The organism is Adlercreutzia wanghongyangiae (genome assembly GCF_035989245.1).
Classification (GTDB): Bacteria; Actinomycetota; Coriobacteriia; order Coriobacteriales; family Eggerthellaceae; genus Adlercreutzia; species Adlercreutzia wanghongyangiae.
The window spans coordinates 14,555-29,760 of sequence record NZ_JAYMFF010000023.1 but is presented as its reverse complement, the minus strand read 5'-3'; the positions used below and the strand labels follow the sequence as shown (position 1 = coordinate 29,760).

Annotated in this window: 15 protein-coding genes and 1 tRNA gene; 2 read left to right on the top strand and 14 right to left on the bottom strand. The window is 65.3% G+C overall.

What is annotated here, in order from left to right; all coding sequences use genetic code 11:
* Positions 1 to 41 precede the first annotated feature (41 nt).
* Complete coding sequence (locus VIN30_RS10390; protein ID WP_338211393.1) at positions 42 to 374, top strand: winged helix-turn-helix transcriptional regulator; 333 nt, start codon at positions 42 to 44, stop codon at positions 372 to 374.
* 972 nt (positions 375 to 1,346) lie between these two features.
* Here VIN30_RS10390 and VIN30_RS10385 read toward each other — a convergent pair.
* The 11 genes from VIN30_RS10385 to VIN30_RS10335 all read right to left on the bottom strand — a co-directional run bounded on the left by VIN30_RS10385 (position 1,347) and on the right by VIN30_RS10335 (position 12,386).
* Positions 1,347 to 1,538 carry a CcmD family protein gene (locus VIN30_RS10385; protein WP_326424371.1) on the bottom strand — a complete coding sequence of 64 codons (192 nt, stop codon included), beginning with the start codon at positions 1,536 to 1,538 and terminating at the stop codon, positions 1,347 to 1,349.
* A gap of 151 nt (positions 1,539 to 1,689) precedes the next feature.
* On the bottom strand, positions 1,690 to 2,457 hold the full coding sequence (gene ccsA, locus VIN30_RS10380; protein WP_326424373.1) for a cytochrome c biogenesis protein CcsA: 768 nt from the start codon (positions 2,455 to 2,457) through the stop codon (positions 1,690 to 1,692).
* Between the two features lie 181 nt (positions 2,458 to 2,638).
* Positions 2,639 to 3,319: a heme exporter protein CcmB gene (locus VIN30_RS10375; protein ID WP_326424374.1), complete on the bottom strand. Its 681-nt coding sequence runs from the start codon at positions 3,317 to 3,319 to the stop codon at positions 2,639 to 2,641.
* A gap of 198 nt (positions 3,320 to 3,517) precedes the next feature.
* Complete coding sequence (locus tag VIN30_RS10370) at positions 3,518 to 4,255, bottom strand: ABC transporter ATP-binding protein (RefSeq protein ID WP_338211389.1); 738 nt, start codon at positions 4,253 to 4,255, stop codon at positions 3,518 to 3,520.
* Positions 4,236 to 6,536, bottom strand: coding sequence for a heme lyase CcmF/NrfE family subunit (locus VIN30_RS10365; protein WP_338211387.1), 2,301 nt, complete (start codon positions 6,534 to 6,536; stop codon positions 4,236 to 4,238). Before VIN30_RS10365 ends, VIN30_RS10370 begins: the two co-directional genes overlap by 20 nt.
* A 3-nt stretch (positions 6,537 to 6,539) precedes the next feature.
* Positions 6,540 to 7,205 (bottom strand): cytochrome c maturation protein CcmE domain-containing protein, encoded by a 666-nt coding sequence (locus tag VIN30_RS10360; protein ID WP_326424378.1) that lies wholly within the window; start codon positions 7,203 to 7,205, stop codon positions 6,540 to 6,542.
* 216 nt (positions 7,206 to 7,421) lie between these two features.
* Positions 7,422 to 8,324, bottom strand: a complete 903-nt coding sequence (locus VIN30_RS10355) for a 4Fe-4S binding protein (RefSeq protein WP_338211384.1) — start codon at positions 8,322 to 8,324, stop codon at positions 7,422 to 7,424.
* Between the two features lie 209 nt (positions 8,325 to 8,533).
* Complete coding sequence (locus VIN30_RS10350) at positions 8,534 to 8,785, bottom strand: chaperone NapD (RefSeq protein ID WP_326424380.1); 252 nt, start codon at positions 8,783 to 8,785, stop codon at positions 8,534 to 8,536.
* Between the two features lie 2 nt (positions 8,786 to 8,787).
* Positions 8,788 to 9,120: a hypothetical protein gene (locus VIN30_RS10345; protein WP_338211382.1), complete on the bottom strand. Its 333-nt coding sequence runs from the start codon at positions 9,118 to 9,120 to the stop codon at positions 8,788 to 8,790.
* Between the two features lie 9 nt (positions 9,121 to 9,129).
* Positions 9,130 to 11,670, bottom strand: coding sequence for a molybdopterin-dependent oxidoreductase (locus tag VIN30_RS10340; RefSeq protein WP_338211380.1), 2,541 nt, complete (start codon positions 11,668 to 11,670; stop codon positions 9,130 to 9,132).
* 95 nt (positions 11,671 to 11,765) lie between these two features.
* Complete coding sequence (locus VIN30_RS10335) at positions 11,766 to 12,386, bottom strand: 4Fe-4S dicluster domain-containing protein (RefSeq protein ID WP_326424383.1); 621 nt, start codon at positions 12,384 to 12,386, stop codon at positions 11,766 to 11,768.
* 249 nt (positions 12,387 to 12,635) lie between these two features.
* Here VIN30_RS10335 and pdxR point away from each other — a divergent pair, with 249 nt between their 5' ends.
* Complete coding sequence (gene pdxR / locus VIN30_RS10330; RefSeq protein WP_338211377.1) at positions 12,636 to 14,033, top strand: MocR-like pyridoxine biosynthesis transcription factor PdxR; 1,398 nt, start codon at positions 12,636 to 12,638, stop codon at positions 14,031 to 14,033.
* Between the two features lie 3 nt (positions 14,034 to 14,036).
* Here the strand turns inward: pdxR and VIN30_RS10325 are convergent, their stop codons facing one another.
* The 3 genes from VIN30_RS10325 to VIN30_RS10315 form a co-directional block, all read right to left on the bottom strand.
* Positions 14,037 to 14,609 (bottom strand): 5-formyltetrahydrofolate cyclo-ligase, encoded by a 573-nt coding sequence (locus tag VIN30_RS10325; protein ID WP_338211375.1) that lies wholly within the window; start codon positions 14,607 to 14,609, stop codon positions 14,037 to 14,039.
* A 79-nt stretch (positions 14,610 to 14,688) separates the two neighbouring features.
* Positions 14,689 to 14,764 (bottom strand) — tRNA-Ala (locus VIN30_RS10320).
* Between the two features lie 68 nt (positions 14,765 to 14,832).
* Positions 14,833 to 15,159, bottom strand: coding sequence for a Veg family protein (locus tag VIN30_RS10315; RefSeq protein WP_326424388.1), 327 nt, complete (start codon positions 15,157 to 15,159; stop codon positions 14,833 to 14,835).
* Positions 15,160 to 15,206: the final 47 nt, after the last annotated feature.

Here is a 15,206-nt window from a genome sequence, read left to right as displayed (position 1 = left end):
TGAAGTACTGTCTTTTTCTGGAGTAGATGGGAGAACGGCCCATGGCACGCAGACGGGGCGATGAGGTGGAGCGCTGCAAGTCCGTTTCCACCATCCAGCGTATGATCGGCGGAAAATGGAAGATCGAGATCCTCTTCTACGTCGCCCTCAAGGAGGTACGGCATTTCGGACAGCTCAAACGCTGCATCGGGAACATATCGGAGTCAACTCTCTCCAAGCAGCTTAAAGAGCTGGTAGACGACGGCTTTCTCACACGCACCGATTTCGGCGAGGTGCCCCCGCGCGTGGAATACGCCCTCACCCCTCGCGGCGAGAGCTTCGTGCCCATCCTCCTCGCCATGAAGCAGTGGGGCGAAGACGAGCTGGGGCTTTAAGACAACTGCTCGAATCAACCCTGGGCAAAACCCTTTCACCACGCTTGTTCTGCTTTGAAAATGACGGGTAGCGTAGTTTTTGGAAGTCGGAATGCGCTATGACAATTAGTCTGCCCTCAAAAACCCCAGGTCAGCGATTTGTACCCAAAAGCATCCCCATCGGCAGACTACGCTACCCGTCATTTTCAAAGCAAAACAGCCACACCAGGGCGTGCGGCCTGCTCTGTTTTCAGCAGCGTAGACAAGCACGGTATCCGTCACATTGGCAAGCGGCCAGCTGTATGCTGGACAGCTTCTGGCCAGCGGCTGCACGACGTTCAGATAGCCCAGAACCGGCGAACACAGCGTCAATGTTGCTTGAGATAGCTTCTCGAAATCTTTGGGAAGTTGGTTATTCGGAGGAAGCCACAAACAACATTGCGGCCCTTGCGGCGGGGGCGCACGAGCAGCTCCCTCCGAATTTTACTCCGCACTCGGAGATCATCCGCGAGCTCGCCGAGCCTTGCGCCCCCATCCAGGTAACGGCATCCATGGCCTCCCCGTGTACCCGTGAACGGGAGGCGGATTCCCTCGTTGCCGCTATGGAGGCGACGGGCATCAAGAACGAAACCATCGTGACACTGGGGAATACGAGCGCATGGAAACCGACGCCAGTGCCATCGACGTCGTTCCTGCATAAAGATGGCTCCTGGGGCAAAGGCCACTCGCAAAAAACATCGCGCAAAGCAAAAGGCGGCCGATCCGGGGAGGGCGGCCGCCTTGCGTACGTCTCGGTCACCGCTGGAAGGAAGGAGGAGGAAGGGCGGCTCCGAGGAAGATTTCGAGCTGTGCTCTGCAACCATAATACAAAGAAGCCCGTCCGGGTGTATCACCTAAACGGGCTATATTGCTTTCGATTTCACTGCGGCAGAAACTGCGGCCCGCCGTTGCGACGCGCGCTTCGCGAAAAAGTCGCGGACGGGCAAAGGCACGCTACTCGGCCTTCGCCTGCTGGTCGGCCACGGCCTCCTCCAAAAGCATCAGCTGGCGCTCGGCCTTCTTCGTGCCGCGGAAGATCATGAGCACGTACACGAGCAGGGCCACCCACAGAAGCGCGTAGGCCGCGATGATGTAGGGGGCGGAGGGCAGGATGGTGGAATAGATATCGGCAAGAATGGGATTCATGGTTCGGCCTTTCTCGTTGATTGGCGGCTCGGGCGGGATCCTTCGACTCGCTTCGCTCGCTCAGGATGACACGGGACAACTTCGCTGCGCGGGATGGCGCGGGCAGCTTCGCTTGCTTAAGGATGCTGCGAAGCAGGTTCCGACACGGCGCTTAGCGCTCGTCGTCGATGGTTTCCTTCAGCGCCTCCACGCGCTGGGTGAGGCGCACTTGGTTGAAGCGGGCGCGGTACAGGGCGAAGCCCACGAGCATCATGCCCAGCGCGCACAGGCCCACGCACAGGCCCATCTCCGGGCTCATGCCGCCCTCGCGCAGCACCACCGGGTGGATGGACGAAGGAATGAGGCGCGTGATCATGAAGCAGATGGGCACGTCGATGGTGGCAATGATGGCCACCACGGCGGCGAAGGTGGCGCGGCGCTCGGGCTCGTCCACCGAGCTGCGCAGCACGAAGTACGCGATCACGATGAGCATGAGGATGAGGTAGGTGGTCAGGCGCGGCTCCCAGCTCCACCACACGCCCCACTCAAAGCGCGTCCACATCTCGCCGGTGATCATGGTGAGCACCACGAACAAGAGCGCGATTTCCAGGCAGATGCGCGAGCAGGTGTCGAAGCGCTGGTTCTTCGTCATGAGGAAGCGCACGGCATAGTAGCAGCCGAAGCCCAGGGCCACAAACGAGGTGATGGCCACAGGCATGTGGAAGTAGAAGATCTTCTGCGAGAGCAGCATCTTCTGGGACACCATCACGTCCCCGATGAGCTCGGCGCCGTTCACGGCCGCGCCACCCACCGGCGCCACGATGAAGAACGCCATGAGGAACCCGATGGTGGTGAGCACCGCGCCGGCGATGAGCGCAGGCGCCGTCAGCTTATCGGGCCACTGCCCCACCTCAGGCAGCTTTAACGTTTTATTCGACACACATTCTCCTCTCCGTAAAATGCATTTCTAATAGTACAGGTTGAGCATAAGTCAGCGAGGTTGCGACAGGTGCCTGCAATTGCCTTGAAGCGCGGCCGAGCGGCCTTTGCGCCGTGAGGGAAAGCGCTGAATGGCAAGGGCAGGTGCAATCGCAACCGCAGCATCAGGTCGTCTCCCTCGGTTAGTTGACCACGAAGTCGTAGAGCACCCAGCTGGCCAAGATCATCACCACGTCGTAACCGGCGCCGAGCGCGAGCGACGTGAGGAAGCCGTCGGCGAATACGTCGCCGCCCACCAGCGCGCAGGTGGTGGCCGACACGCAGGCGTACAGCAGCGGGAAGATCACCGGCACGAACAGCAGCGCCAGCATGACGTCCTTGCCGCGCGTGGAGGCCGTGATGGTGGACAACAACGTGCCGATGCCGGCGATGCCGATACTGCCCAGCAGCAGCGGTATCACGATCATCCAGCCCGTTTCGGCCGGCGTGGCGAAGCTCGCGAAGAACAGCCAGTACAGCGGCACGGCGATCACTTCCACCACAGCCAGAAACACCAGGTTCGAGGTGGCCTTGGCCAGGAATATCACGCCGCGGTCGAGCGGTGCCAGCAGAAGCCCTTCCAGGCAGCCGTTCTCGGTCTCCTTGGCAAACGACCGGTTCAGGCCCAGAAGCGACGTGAACACCACGAGCGCCCACAAAAGGCCGCCGGACACTTCCAAAAACTCCGAGCCGGGACGGGCGAAGGACAGCGCTACACCGAACACCACGATGACCAGAAAGGCGTAGATGCCCATGGACACGATCATGTCCTTGGTGCGGAACTCCGCCTTCAAATCCTTCACGAGCAGCGTCTTGTACTGCATCCAGGTCGACGGCGGCTTGCAGAGAGCGCTGCGGGTTCCTCCGCGATCAGCCGCAGAAAACGCACTGGAAGGCTCCGGGTGTTCCGACCGAGCGAGTTCCGCAGCGACTGAAACAGCCCGGTGGGCTGTTTCACCAAGCGAGGACTGTTTGAGCGAATCGGAATTCCCGGAGGCTTCCGCTCCGTGGCGGTCTTCCATCTAACTCACCCCCAATCCCACGGTAGAGCGGTAGAGCTCGCGGAATTCGTCAGGTGCGAGCTCGTCTTTCTCGCCGAAGTGCACCACGCGGCCGCGGGCGAGCACCAGCACGTGGCTCGCGAGCGCGAGGCCCTTGTCCAAGTCGTGGCTCACCATGACGAAGGTGCGGTTCTCGCGCACCGAGGCGATGAGCTCGTCGAAGATCTCGATGGCGTGGGGGTCGAGCCCGGAATAGGGCTCGTCCAGAAGCACCAGCGACGGGTCGTTGATAAGCGCCCGGGCGATGGAGGTGCGCTGGGTCATGCCGCGGGAAAAGGTGCGCACCCGATCGAAACGGCGGTGCTTGAGGCCCACCGCCTCCAACAGCTCCATCACGCGGCGCTGCGACGCGCCTACGCCGTAAAGCTTCGCGAACAGCAGCAGGTTCTCCTCGGCCGTAAGGTCAGGGTACAGCATGGGGTTGTGCGAGATGAGCCCGATGGCCTCGCGCGCCCGCTCCGGTTCCTCCTTCAGGCTGATGCCCGAAAGCGTGACGGAACCTTCAGTGGGCCGCGACAACGTGGCCAGCATGCGCAGAAGGGTCGTCTTGCCGGCGCCGTTGGGTCCGAACACCGACAGGAACGCGCCCTGCGGCAAGGTAAACGACACGTCGTCGACGGCCTTGCGGCCGCCGAACGACTTCGTCAGATGATCGACCTTGAGAGCCGTGTCCACGGGACTACTCCCCCGCCTTGGCATCAGTCGCGCCCGCAGCCGCATCGCCCCCATCGGCACCGGCGGCCGCATCGCCCTCGGCGTCTTCCACCAAGGCCACCTCCTCGGCCACGACGGCCTCCACCACGCCGGAGCGCTGCGGGGCAGCTTCAGGCTGCTCGTCGGCCGCCAACGCGCGCACCAGCGCATCGGCGGGATCGGCGTCCTCGCGTTTGGTGGCGCGCTTGGCGAACAGTGGAATAAGGCAGCCCACCATCAGCAAGCCGAAGCCCACCCACACGAGCGAGATGAGCGGGTTCACCCGCACGTCCATGGAGAAGTCGCCTTCGTCGTTCACGCCGCGGTACACCACGAACAGGTCTTCCAGCGGGAAGCCGATCACGCTGGCCTCCAGCTTCTGCTGCTGGGTGGTGGCCACCAGCTGCACGGCCGGGTTCACCTCGCCCACGAACTGGCCGTCGCGGTACACGTCGAAGGTGAGCGAATAGCGCACGTTGCCGTTGCCCAGCTCGTCGATGGCGTTGTCCTTGTACACCAGCTCGAAGTCCTGGATGGTAAAGGACTCGGTGGTTCCGCCGGTCTCCTCGTCATAGGGCAGATAACCCGTTATTTCCGTCACGTACATGGACGAGCCGATAAGGCCCACCAGGATGATGCCCATGGCCCCGTGGGCCACCGAGCCGCCGAACAGCGACAGGCGGCGGCGCAGCGTGGCACCAGTCGCGCGCTTCAGCGAGCGCACGGCCATGAACAGCGCATTGAAGATGAGCAGGCTGGCCACAGCGAAGCCCACCACGGTGATGCCGTTGTAGTAGACCGGCGCGCCCTGCTCCAGCAAGCCCTCGGCCGTCGCACCGCCCATGGCGATCATGGCGTCGTAGCTGGGCAGCAGATAGGTGGCGAAATACACCATCAGCACAATGAACAGCACCAGCGCGCACAGGGCGGGCACCCGGGCAGCGCGCAGAAACGCCTGCTTGTCGGTGCGACGCCAACCCAGAAGCGGGCAGATGGCCAGCACGGCCAGATAGGCGATGCCCAGCGGCCGGGCAATAGCGTTGTAGGTGCCGGCCAACAGCGACTGGCCGCCGAAGGGCAGCCAGCTGGGCAGGGCCGACGACACGGTCATATAAGCCAGCAGCACCGCGAACACCACCATGATGAGGTTGTTCACGTAATAGGCCGCTTCCTTCGACACCATGGACTCGATATCGTCGTCGGCCGCATCAACGGCCCCGAAGCTCTTGCGGCGCACGAGCAGCCCCACCACGCCCGCCAGAAGCGAGAGCACGATGAGCGCGCCGAACATCACCAGCGACACTGGGTCGCCCTCGAAGGCGTGCACCGATTGCACCAGACCCGAGCGCGTGATGAAAGTGCCCAGCACCACGAAGCAGAAGGTGAGGCACGCGCAGAACACGCTCCAGCGCTTGAAGGCACCGCGCTGGCGGTACACGGTGAACGAGTGAATGAGCGCCACGCCCACGAGCCACGGCAGCAGGCTCGCGTTCTCCACCGGGTCCCAGCCCCAATAGCCGCCCCAGCCGAGCACCACGTAGGCCCACACGGCGCCCAGGCCGATGCCGATACCCAGCAGCAGCCACGAGAACATCAGATAGCCCGTGGAGCGGTTCACCCACAGCGGCGAGTCGTCGTTCACGATAAGGGCCGCCACGGCGTAGGCGAAGGGAATGGTCAGACCCGCATAGCCGATGAACAACGTGGGCGGATGGATGGCCATGGCCCAGTGCTCCAAAAGCGCGTTCATCGAGCGCACCGAGGCCGCCGCGTTCAGCTGGCCGTCGGCGAAGTAGCGCGGATCGGTCACGATGAAGGGCATGTTGTCCTCGGAGAACAGCAGCACCGCCACGAAGGCCGTCAGCACCAGCTGGGAAATGCACAGCGCGCCGTTGTCGAGCGGGCGCGCGTTCTTGCGGGTGGCGAACACCAGCACAGTGTTGAACACGGCGATGAGCCATGCCCAGAACAGCAGCGAGCCCTGGCGACCGGCCCACAGGCCCGCCAGCTTGTACAGCCATGCCTCGGGGGCAGTGGAGGTGGATCGGTTATCCAACACGTACTGGATGGTGTTGTCTCCGGTGAAGAAGCACCACACCAGCACCGCGCAGCACACGGTCAGCGCCACCGCGCCCAGCACCGTGGCCACCCGGCCGCCCCAGGCGAGGGTCTCGGCGCGCTCGAAGGAGCGCCGCTTGTGCAGCAGATGCGCCACGCCCAGGCACAGGATGGAGATGGCGCAGCCAGCGAAGGCGACGAGCAGTCCCAGAAGTCCGATCATCGACATGGCCTAACCCTCCAATGCGACATCGGTGGCGGCGAACTTGCCGTCGGCGCCGATGGAGCCGGTCAGCACCACCGTCGAACCGTCGGCCACTTCATCGGACAACGCGCCGTCGAAGGTCACGGGCAGCTCGCTGCCGTCCTCGGCATCCACGACCACGAAGCGGTCGCCCATGCCGGCGGCGGTCAGCGTGCCGGCCTTCACCGTGCCGGCCACCTTCACCACGTTGCCCACCACGCCATCGCCGTAGCCCAAAAGCTGGGACACGGTCAGGGCGCTGTCGGCGTTCTCGTACTTCGAGGGGCACTTAGTCACCAGCTCGGAGCATTGCAGCACGCCCGCGTCGTCGATCTTGCCGGTGCAGATGGCGGTCACGTCGTTGCCGAACGTGGAAGACGCCGCGCCGTCGTAGCGCACTTCCAGCTGCGTGGCCGGATCGCCCTCGGGGTCGTAGATCTTGAAGGTGAGCACGTTGCCCGAGGTGGAGAACGAGTCCTGCACCACGTTGCCCGACACCTGCACCTTCTGGCCGGCCTGCGGGTTCTCGGCGGCCTCGGCCACCGATACCGTCTGGGCGGCCGTGTTGCCGCCCACAAAGGCCAGCACCAAAATGAGCACGATAATGATGACGCCGGACACGGCGATCATCCGCTTTTTCATCTTCGCGTTCATAATCCTCCTGTTTCCATCGGCGGGCCAGACCGGCCTCCCCGACGGTCTGAAAAATTACCATCGGAAAGTATCGCCGAACCCAGAGGGCGAAGATGCGAAAAAGCAACCGAAACCAGCAGATCAGCGCAAACGCAACACTTCCGCAATAACCCGCTTCGCGGTCATCGATCGGCCGCACCGAGCCAACGCGTGGAAACGAGGCTAACGTCCTCGCCTTCAGCGGCTCGAGGGGCACGCGGCGACAGGGGCGCTGTCGGCTTTACCGCGAGACGCGCCACGAGGACGGCCCAGGCGGAAACGCAGAGCCGCAGCGGGGCACGCGTCCACGCAGGCGCCGCAGGCCATGCAGTCGCCGGCGCGCACGATGGTGTCCTCCCCCGCCAGCACCGGCGTAAGGATTGCGGGATCGGCAAGGCACGCCTCGGCGCACTTATCGCAGTGGATGCAGGCATCGTGATCGATAGCAACGTTCACCTGGCCCACGCGGCCAAGCACCTGGAAAACGCCCCCGAGCGGGCAGAGCGCGCGGCACCAGACGCGCCGGCTGACGAGCAACTCGGCGATAACGATGGCCACAAGGGTGCCGGCTCCCGCGAAACCGCCGAAAGCGAGCCCCTTGTTCACCGCGCCGATGGGCGAGACGGCCTCGAAGACGGGAAATCCCACGAGCGCCGATGCTGCCACCACGGCCGCGGCCACGGCGATCTTGGCCCGCCGGTCCACCGTGCGCTCCGGCACGGCGATGCCAACGCGCCGGCGCACTGCATCCACGCCCTCGCCGATAAGGTTTACCGGGCACACCCACGCGCAGAAGGCGCGGCCGCGCACGAGCCCGTAGACCAGCACCACGAGCAGGGCCCCCACCAGCACCGAGGCCGTCAGAAGGCTGCGCGAGGCCGCCATCGCCTCCAGGGTCGCCAGCGGGTCGAGCAGCGTGATGCCGGCGACACTGGAGGAGGACAAGCTGCCGAACAGGACGCCCTCGGCCGGCGTGGCCACTTCCCCATCGCCGCCCGCGAACAACCCCGCCAGGCCCCATCCGGCCAACAGCGGCGGCAGGCAGAACAGCACCAGCATGGCCACCTGCACCACCCGCCGCACCACCGTTATCTTTCCCATAGACCGATCACAACCTTCTCTTCAATAATGGCAATGCGCAGAGGGAACACGGGGTGTTCTGACCGAGCGAGTTCCGCAGCGAACGAAACAGCCCAGTGGGCTGTTTCGCCGAGCGAGGACTGTCCGAGCGAATCGGAATACCCCGTGGTCCCGACCAGCGGAGAGCCGCAGCGTCGGCAGGTCCGTTCGTCCCGTAGGGCGAACGGAACCTAAAGTGTCTCGTCCTCGAAGTTCACGTACACCAGGTTCACGTTCAGCACGCCGGGAATGGCCACGATACGGCTCGACACCGCGTGGGAGGCGCCCGTGGAGGGAGCCTCGATGGTGATGACGATCTTGTAGCCGCTCACCTCGTGCACCTCCACGCCTTCCATGGCCTCAAGCGCCCGGCATACCGCATCCACCGCCTCCGGCCGCGCCTCCACCACCAGCGACGAGATGACCACCTTCTCCGCTTCCATGGCTACGCCTGATCCACGGGATGGCAGGTGATGCACTCGGCGCGGGGGCCGTCCACCGTGCGGGTGGACACATCCCCGCCCGCGTAATGGTCGGCGGGCAGCGCCGGTGCCTCGGCCAGGAACACCTCGGCCGCGTCACTCGAGCCGTGGCAGCCGTAGCAGCCGTTGGCACCCAGGCGCTCGTAGCGGCCCTCGTGGCTCGCCGTCATGAGCGGCGGCTCGCCAGGATTGTAGGCAGCGCCGGTGTCGGCCATGGGCGCAGAGCACCCCGCCAGGGCGGCGGCGCCCAGAGCACCCGCGAGCACGAGCGCGGCAAGGCAATTCGACTTCTTCATGTCATCCCCCTAGATCTTCTCGATGCGAACGCAGGTCTTCTTGAAATCGGGCTCCTTGGAAAGCGGGCAGTAAGTGTCCTGCACCACCAGGTTCACCAACGTCTCCTCGGCGAAGAAGGGCGCGAACACCATGCCCTCGGGCGGCCGCGTGCGCCCGGCGGTGGACACCGTGATATCGCAGGTGCCGAACCGCGAGGTCACCCGCACGCGGTCGCCGTCGGTCACGCCGAGCCGCTCGCAGTCGGCCGGGTTCATGTCCAGCAGCGCCTCGGGCAGCGCCCGGGCGAGCTCGGGCACGCGCCGGGTCATGGAGCCGGTATGCCAGTGCTCCAGCAGACGGCCCGTGGAGAACCAGAACGGGTATTCCTCGCTCGGCTCCTCCGCCGGCGGCTCGTAGGGACGGAACACCACGGAGGGCTTCTGGCCGGCCGACTTGTAGAAGCTCACGCCACCGGCCTTGTCGTGCTCGCCGTAGACCTCCACGCCCAGCTCGTCGAAGCCGTCGGTCTGGGGGCCGTCGCAGAAGCGCCACAGGGTGGGCAGCCACTTCCCGTCCACCTCGCGCACCGGCCAGGTAAGGCCGTGGTTGTGGATGTACTCCTCGTAGGGAGCCAGCTGCTTGGCCTCCATCTTCAGCTTCGCCTCGGCGTTGATGGCCGCCGCGTCGGGGTTCAGGTCGGGGTTGGAGAACGTGCGGTACTCCTCCCAGATGCTTGCGCACACCTCGCGGTCGGTGCCCTTGAAGGCGGCCGCGTCGGCATCGTACCAGGCGCCGAACAGGTGCTCGAAGGCGTCCTCGCCGCCGATCTGCTCGCCGGCCAGCACCCGCTTGGCAATCTCCATGAGCATCCACAGGTCCCACTTCGCCTCGCCGGGCGCGTCCACGGCCTTCTCGAACACGGCCGTGCGACGCTCGCCGTTGCCGAAGGCACCCTCGCGTTCCACCCACATGGCCGCGGGCAGCACCACATCGGCGTACTGGCACGACAGCGTCGGGTACACCTCGGCCACGCAGATGAAGGCGTCGTTGATGCCGGTCAGCTCGCCTTTCCCGAGGAAGCGGGTGAGGTTGGGCATCGACACGGCCCAGTTGTTATGAGCGGTCCACAGAAAGTCGATGTTGCCCTTGGACAGTTCGCGGAACATCTTCACCGTGTGGAAGCCCGGCGTCTCAATGGCGTCCAGATACCCGTTAGGCAAATCCCAGATGGCCTCGGTGTAGCGACGATGGTCCGGGTTCTTCACCACCAGATCGGCAGGCAGGCGGTGCGAGAAGGTACCCACCTCGCGGGCCGTGCCGCAGGCTGTGGGCTGGCCGGTCAGCGAGAAAGCGCCGTCGCCGGGACGAGCGTAGCGACCGGTCAGCAGGTGGATGTTGTAGATGCAGTGGTTCATCCAGGTGCCGCGGTTGTGCTGGTTCACGCCCATAGTCCACAGGCTCAGCACCTTGCGACTCTTGTCGGCGAACACCTCGGCCAGCTCCTGGATATCCTCGGCCGGCACGCCGGAGATCTCGGAGGCGTACTCCAGCGTGTAGGGCGCCAGCCGCGCGGCGAAGGCGTCGAAGTCGATGGGCTCCACGTTGTCCACCGCCTGGCCGATGTCGCTCTTGTCGTAGCCGTCGTCGGTGGCGTTGCCGATGTTTTCCGTACCCTGCTTGAACTGCACGTGGTCGGCGACGAAGTCGTGGTCGTACTTGTCGTTCACGATAAGGTAGTTGGCGATGGCGTTCGCGATGGCGATGTCGGAGCCGGGGCGGAAGGTGAGCACCTTGTCGGCCGAGGCCGAGGTGCGCGTGGTCATGGTGGTCACATCGTAGTGGCGCACCGCGTCGTCGGCGAGCTTGCGGGCCGTCAGGCGCGAGTACAGCATGGGGTGCGCCTCGGCCATGTTCGCGCCCCAGGTGACGAACACGTCGGTCTCGTCGATGTCGGCGTAGCAGCCAGCCGGCTCGTCGGTCTGGAACACGTTCATGAAGCCCACGACGGCGCTGGCCATGCACAGGCGCGCATTCGGGTCGATGTTGTTGGAGAGCAGCCCTGCCTTCCAGAACTTCGCCGTGCAGTAGCCCTCCACGATGGGCTGCTGGCCGCTGCCCCAGAAGGCCAGGCGGCTCTTGTCGGCCTTCCACGTATCGCGGAGCTTACCCGCCACCAAATCGAGCGCCTCGTCCCAGGTGGCCTCGCGCAGGCCGCCGTCGGTTCCCTTGGTGGATTTGTCGTCGCGGATGAGCGGGGTGGTCAGGCGATCCTCGCCGTACAGGGCGCGGGCCAGGTAGTAGCCCTTCACGCAGTTCAGACCGCGGCTCGAGCCGTTCTCCGGATCGCCCGTGACCGAGATCACTTTGCCGTCCTTGGCTTCCACGATCACGCCGCAGCCGCAGCCGCAGAAGCGGCACACGCCCACGGTCTTCACGGTGTCGCCCGCACCGGCATCGCCCGCAGCACCGGTGCCCGCCAGCGACGAGCAGCCTGCCATGGTGCCGGCAGCGGCAGCCGAGGCGAGGGCCACAGCCGTGGTCTTCACGAAATTGCGTCGGGTCAAATCCATTGATTCCCTCCCTTATGACAGGGGGCTCAGCTGCCCCGGGTTACCGAAATGCCTTCCACAGAGATGCGAGTGCAAACCGCCCCGCAGCGCCGCCGCTACCCCGCCCCTTCCCGCAGGGCCACATAGGCGCCCTCGTCGGCGCCGGCGGGCACCACCACGATGGCCGGCGCCGGATCGTCCACCGGGCAACGTTGCTCGCACAGACCGCAGCCCGGGCACCGGTCGCCCACCACCTGGGGCGCGAACACGGCGTGAATGGCGTCGCCCTCGCGCGATCGGTAGTCGATGCGAATGGCCTCGTCGATGAGCGGACAAGCGCGATAGCATACCTCGCAGCGCATGCCCTGGAAGGAAAGGCACGTCTCCTCGTTGATGCGCGCCACGCCCATGCCTGCAGCCGCCCGTTCGGAAGGCGGCGTGAGCGCGCCCGTCGGACATGCCGCGGCGCAGGGGAAGTCCTGGCAAAGGCGGCAGGCCTGGGTCCGCGCGTTCACGTAGGGAGTGGAAGCCTCGCGCCCGGCGTTCAACGGAGCCGCGTGCACGGCCTGATACGGGCACGCCTCCAAACAGCGGCCGCAGCGGATGCAGCGGGCCATGAAATCGGTCGGCTGTCCGGCTCCGGGCGGGCGCAGCAGGGGCACGGGCGACGGAGCGGCGGCCCAGGCGGCGCCGGCGGCGAAAACGAGGGCAGCCCCCGCAGCGGCAACGACGTTCACGACCGACCCTCCCTTCCGAATGGGGACGATCTCAGGCCGTCCCCTGTGGTGGCCTCAGCATACAATGGGGACAATTGGCCGAGAAAGGGACGGCGCAACGCGAATATATGGGGACAATCGCCCGTTTTGGGGACGGTTTTTCCCGTAGTGATGGGGACGGTTGGGCAACTATTGGGGACGCATTCACCTTATGTCCTCATTTTGCTACTATGGGCGCCAAGCCACACCCCTGCACGGAAAGGGAACCCCATGCATCTCGACGATCGTCTCGCCACGCCCCTTTACCAGCAGCTCTTCGATCAGCTGCGCTGCGACATCGAAGAGGGCGCGCGGCCCGAGGGATCGCGCCTGCCCCCCATTCGCTCGCTGGCCGCCGATCTGGGCTGCGCGCGCAACACCGTGGAAAACGCCTACGCCCTGCTTTCCCAGGAAGGCTATGTGCGAAGCCGCCCCGGATCGGGCTACATCGTGCAGAACGTGGCCTACCTGCAGGCCGACCCCGACCGCGCCGCGCAGCCACCGGAGTCCCTGCTGGGCGCCGACGCCGGGCGCGTACGCTACGACTTCACCTACGGAAACCTGGAGCCGGGCACCTTCCCCGCCGCGGCCTGGCGAGCCATCACCGACGACATTCTGCTGTCGGTGGAGGCCGTCGGCTGCGATGCCTACAACGACCCCTTCGGGGAGGAGGGCCTGCGGGCGGCCATCGCCTGGCGGCTCACCACCCAGCGGGGCATCGACTGCACGCCAAGCCAGATCGTCGTGCAGGGCGGCACCCAGACGAGCGTCCAGAACCTGCTCGCGCTTTTCGATGCGTCCCGCGACCGGGTTGCCATGGAAGACCCGGGCTACGACGGCGTGCGCACGGTCGTGGAGCGGGCGCGCTTCTCGCTGGCGCCCTGCCGCGTGGGCCTGGGAACCGACACGTTCGTAGCCGACCTGGAGGCCTCGGGCGCGCGCTTGGCCTACCTCACGCCCTCCAGTCAGTTCCCCACCTGCCGCGCCATGCCCACCGACACCCGCGAAGCCGTGCTGCGCTGGGCCGAGCGCACCGACGCCTACCTGCTGGAAGACGACTACTGCCGCGATTTCCGCTACCGTGAGCGGTCGCTGCCGCCGCTCGCCTCCATGGACACCCGAGGACGTGTGGTGTACATGGGCACGTTCTCGAAGTCGCTCTCACCGGCACTGCGCATGAACTACCTCGTGCTGCCTGAGCCGCTGCTCGAACGCTGGCGCGAGGCCTTCGCGAACTCGTACTCGCCGGTGCCGTGGCTCAACCAACAGGTGCTCGCCCGCTTCATGACCGACGGCTCGTGGGACCGCCACCTGCGTCGGGTGCAGGCGAAGAACCGCCGCAAGTACGAGACGCTCACCCGCGTGCTGCGCGCCACCATGGGCAACGACGTGGAAATGATGGAAAACGGCACGGGGCTGCACCTGCTCGTGCGCGTGCGCGACGGGCGCCCCCAGGACGAGCTGGTGCGCATCGCCGCCGAGGCCGGCGTGGCGGTGTACCCCACCAAGAAGTACTGGATGGACCCGGCGGGGCATCTCAGCTCCACCGTGCTCGTAGGCTTCTCGTCCATTCGGGAAGAGGACATCGGCCCCGGTATAGAGGCCCTCGCCCGCGCCTGGTTCGAATAGGGGCTAACGCCGGAGAACGCCCTGGTCGGTAGCGATCAGGGCGACGGGCACATCGTGGGCATCGCGGGGCAGGGCCTCCTCGCTCAGCTGCGCGGCGCGGCACAGCCCCACGGACACGCCGGGAAAATCGGCCAGGAACCCATCGTAGAAGCCACCGCCGTAGCCTAAACGATAACCCTCGCGGTCGAAGGAGAAGCCGGGTACCAGGGCAAGGGGGCGACGCATATCGCCGGGCACCACCTCGCGGGAAGGGTCAGCCGCCGGTTCGTCCACGCCGAAGGAGCTGCGCTCGAGGCCGTCCAGAGAGTCCACCGCATACCAGCGCATCTGCCGCGTGCCGGGCACGACGCGCGGCAGCGCCACAGTCTTCCCAGCCGCCCAAGTGCGCTTAATCAGCGCCCGCGTGTCCACCTCGGCCCCGAAGCTCAGATAGGTAAACACCGCATCGGCCCCCGCAAACGCCGGCAGCCCTCCCACCTGCGCCGCTATAGCCTCGTCGGCAGCTGCCCGGGCAGCCGAAGGCATGGCGGCCCGAAGCGCCCGATACCGCTCACGCAGCCGGTTCTTCTCCGCCATGGCGTTCTCCATCCTCTGCGCCTCTCTTCGGCTTGTAACGCAAAACGGGTCCCGGTTTCCCGAGACCCGTTGGTTTTCGTGGTGGAGATGAAGGGATTCGAACCCTCGGCCCCCACGTTGCGAACGTGATGCTCTCCCAGCTGAGCTACATCCCCACGAAGGTAAGCGCTCATCGCGCAAGGCAGTAGTTTGCCCGAATTCGAAGGAGTTGTCAACCTCCCCGTTAGGAGACGACGCGCTCCTCCACAACGTAGTCGATGAGCTCCATGGACTCATCCACAAACGGGGCGAACAGAGGCTCGCCGTTCTGGGACAGCTCCACCATGCCGGTAAGCACATCGACGTACTGGTAGGACTGACGGGCGGTGCGTCCGCGCTTGCGGTCCACCTCCATAATGAACAACTGCGGGTGAACCTGGGTGAGCACGCCCTCGCTTTCCACAATCTTCGAGCGACCCATGTTGGCGCGCACCTTCAGTCGTTGACCGACGAAATCATTCAAGGTATCATGAATGCCATCGACGATCTTTGCCTGCTTGGCCAAATCCATTGACGAACTTCCTCACGTGTGCTGACGATACAAGTACAGCCCCATAT

Excerpts from the sequence above, each read along its gene's own strand:
- VIN30_RS10340 (WP_338211380.1), bottom strand. The coding sequence starts at position 11,670 with ATGGATTTGACCCGACGCAATTTCGTGAAGACCACGGCTGTGGCCCTC.
- VIN30_RS10390 (WP_338211393.1), top strand. The coding sequence starts at position 42 with ATGGCACGCAGACGGGGCGATGAGGTGGAGCGCTGCAAGTCCGTTTCC.
- pdxR (WP_338211377.1), top strand. The coding sequence starts at position 12,636 with ATGCATCTCGACGATCGTCTCGCCACGCCCCTTTACCAGCAGCTCTTC.
- VIN30_RS10355 (WP_338211384.1), bottom strand. The coding sequence starts at position 8,324 with ATGGGAAAGATAACGGTGGTGCGGCGGGTGGTGCAGGTGGCCATGCTG.
- VIN30_RS10370 (WP_338211389.1), bottom strand. The coding sequence starts at position 4,255 with ATGCCAAGGCGGGGGAGTAGTCCCGTGGACACGGCTCTCAAGGTCGAT.
- VIN30_RS10360 (WP_326424378.1), bottom strand. The coding sequence starts at position 7,205 with ATGAACGCGAAGATGAAAAAGCGGATGATCGCCGTGTCCGGCGTCATC.
- VIN30_RS10315 (WP_326424388.1), bottom strand. The coding sequence starts at position 15,159 with ATGGATTTGGCCAAGCAGGCAAAGATCGTCGATGGCATTCATGATACC.
- VIN30_RS10375 (WP_326424374.1), bottom strand. The coding sequence starts at position 3,319 with ATGCAGTACAAGACGCTGCTCGTGAAGGATTTGAAGGCGGAGTTCCGC.
- VIN30_RS10385 (WP_326424371.1), bottom strand. The coding sequence starts at position 1,538 with ATGAATCCCATTCTTGCCGATATCTATTCCACCATCCTGCCCTCCGCC.
- VIN30_RS10325 (WP_338211375.1), bottom strand. The coding sequence starts at position 14,609 with ATGGCGGAGAAGAACCGGCTGCGTGAGCGGTATCGGGCGCTTCGGGCC.
- VIN30_RS10365 (WP_338211387.1), bottom strand. The coding sequence starts at position 6,536 with ATGTCGATGATCGGACTTCTGGGACTGCTCGTCGCCTTCGCTGGCTGC.
- VIN30_RS10350 (WP_326424380.1), bottom strand. The coding sequence starts at position 8,785 with ATGGAAGCGGAGAAGGTGGTCATCTCGTCGCTGGTGGTGGAGGCGCGG.
- VIN30_RS10345 (WP_338211382.1), bottom strand. The coding sequence starts at position 9,120 with ATGAAGAAGTCGAATTGCCTTGCCGCGCTCGTGCTCGCGGGTGCTCTG.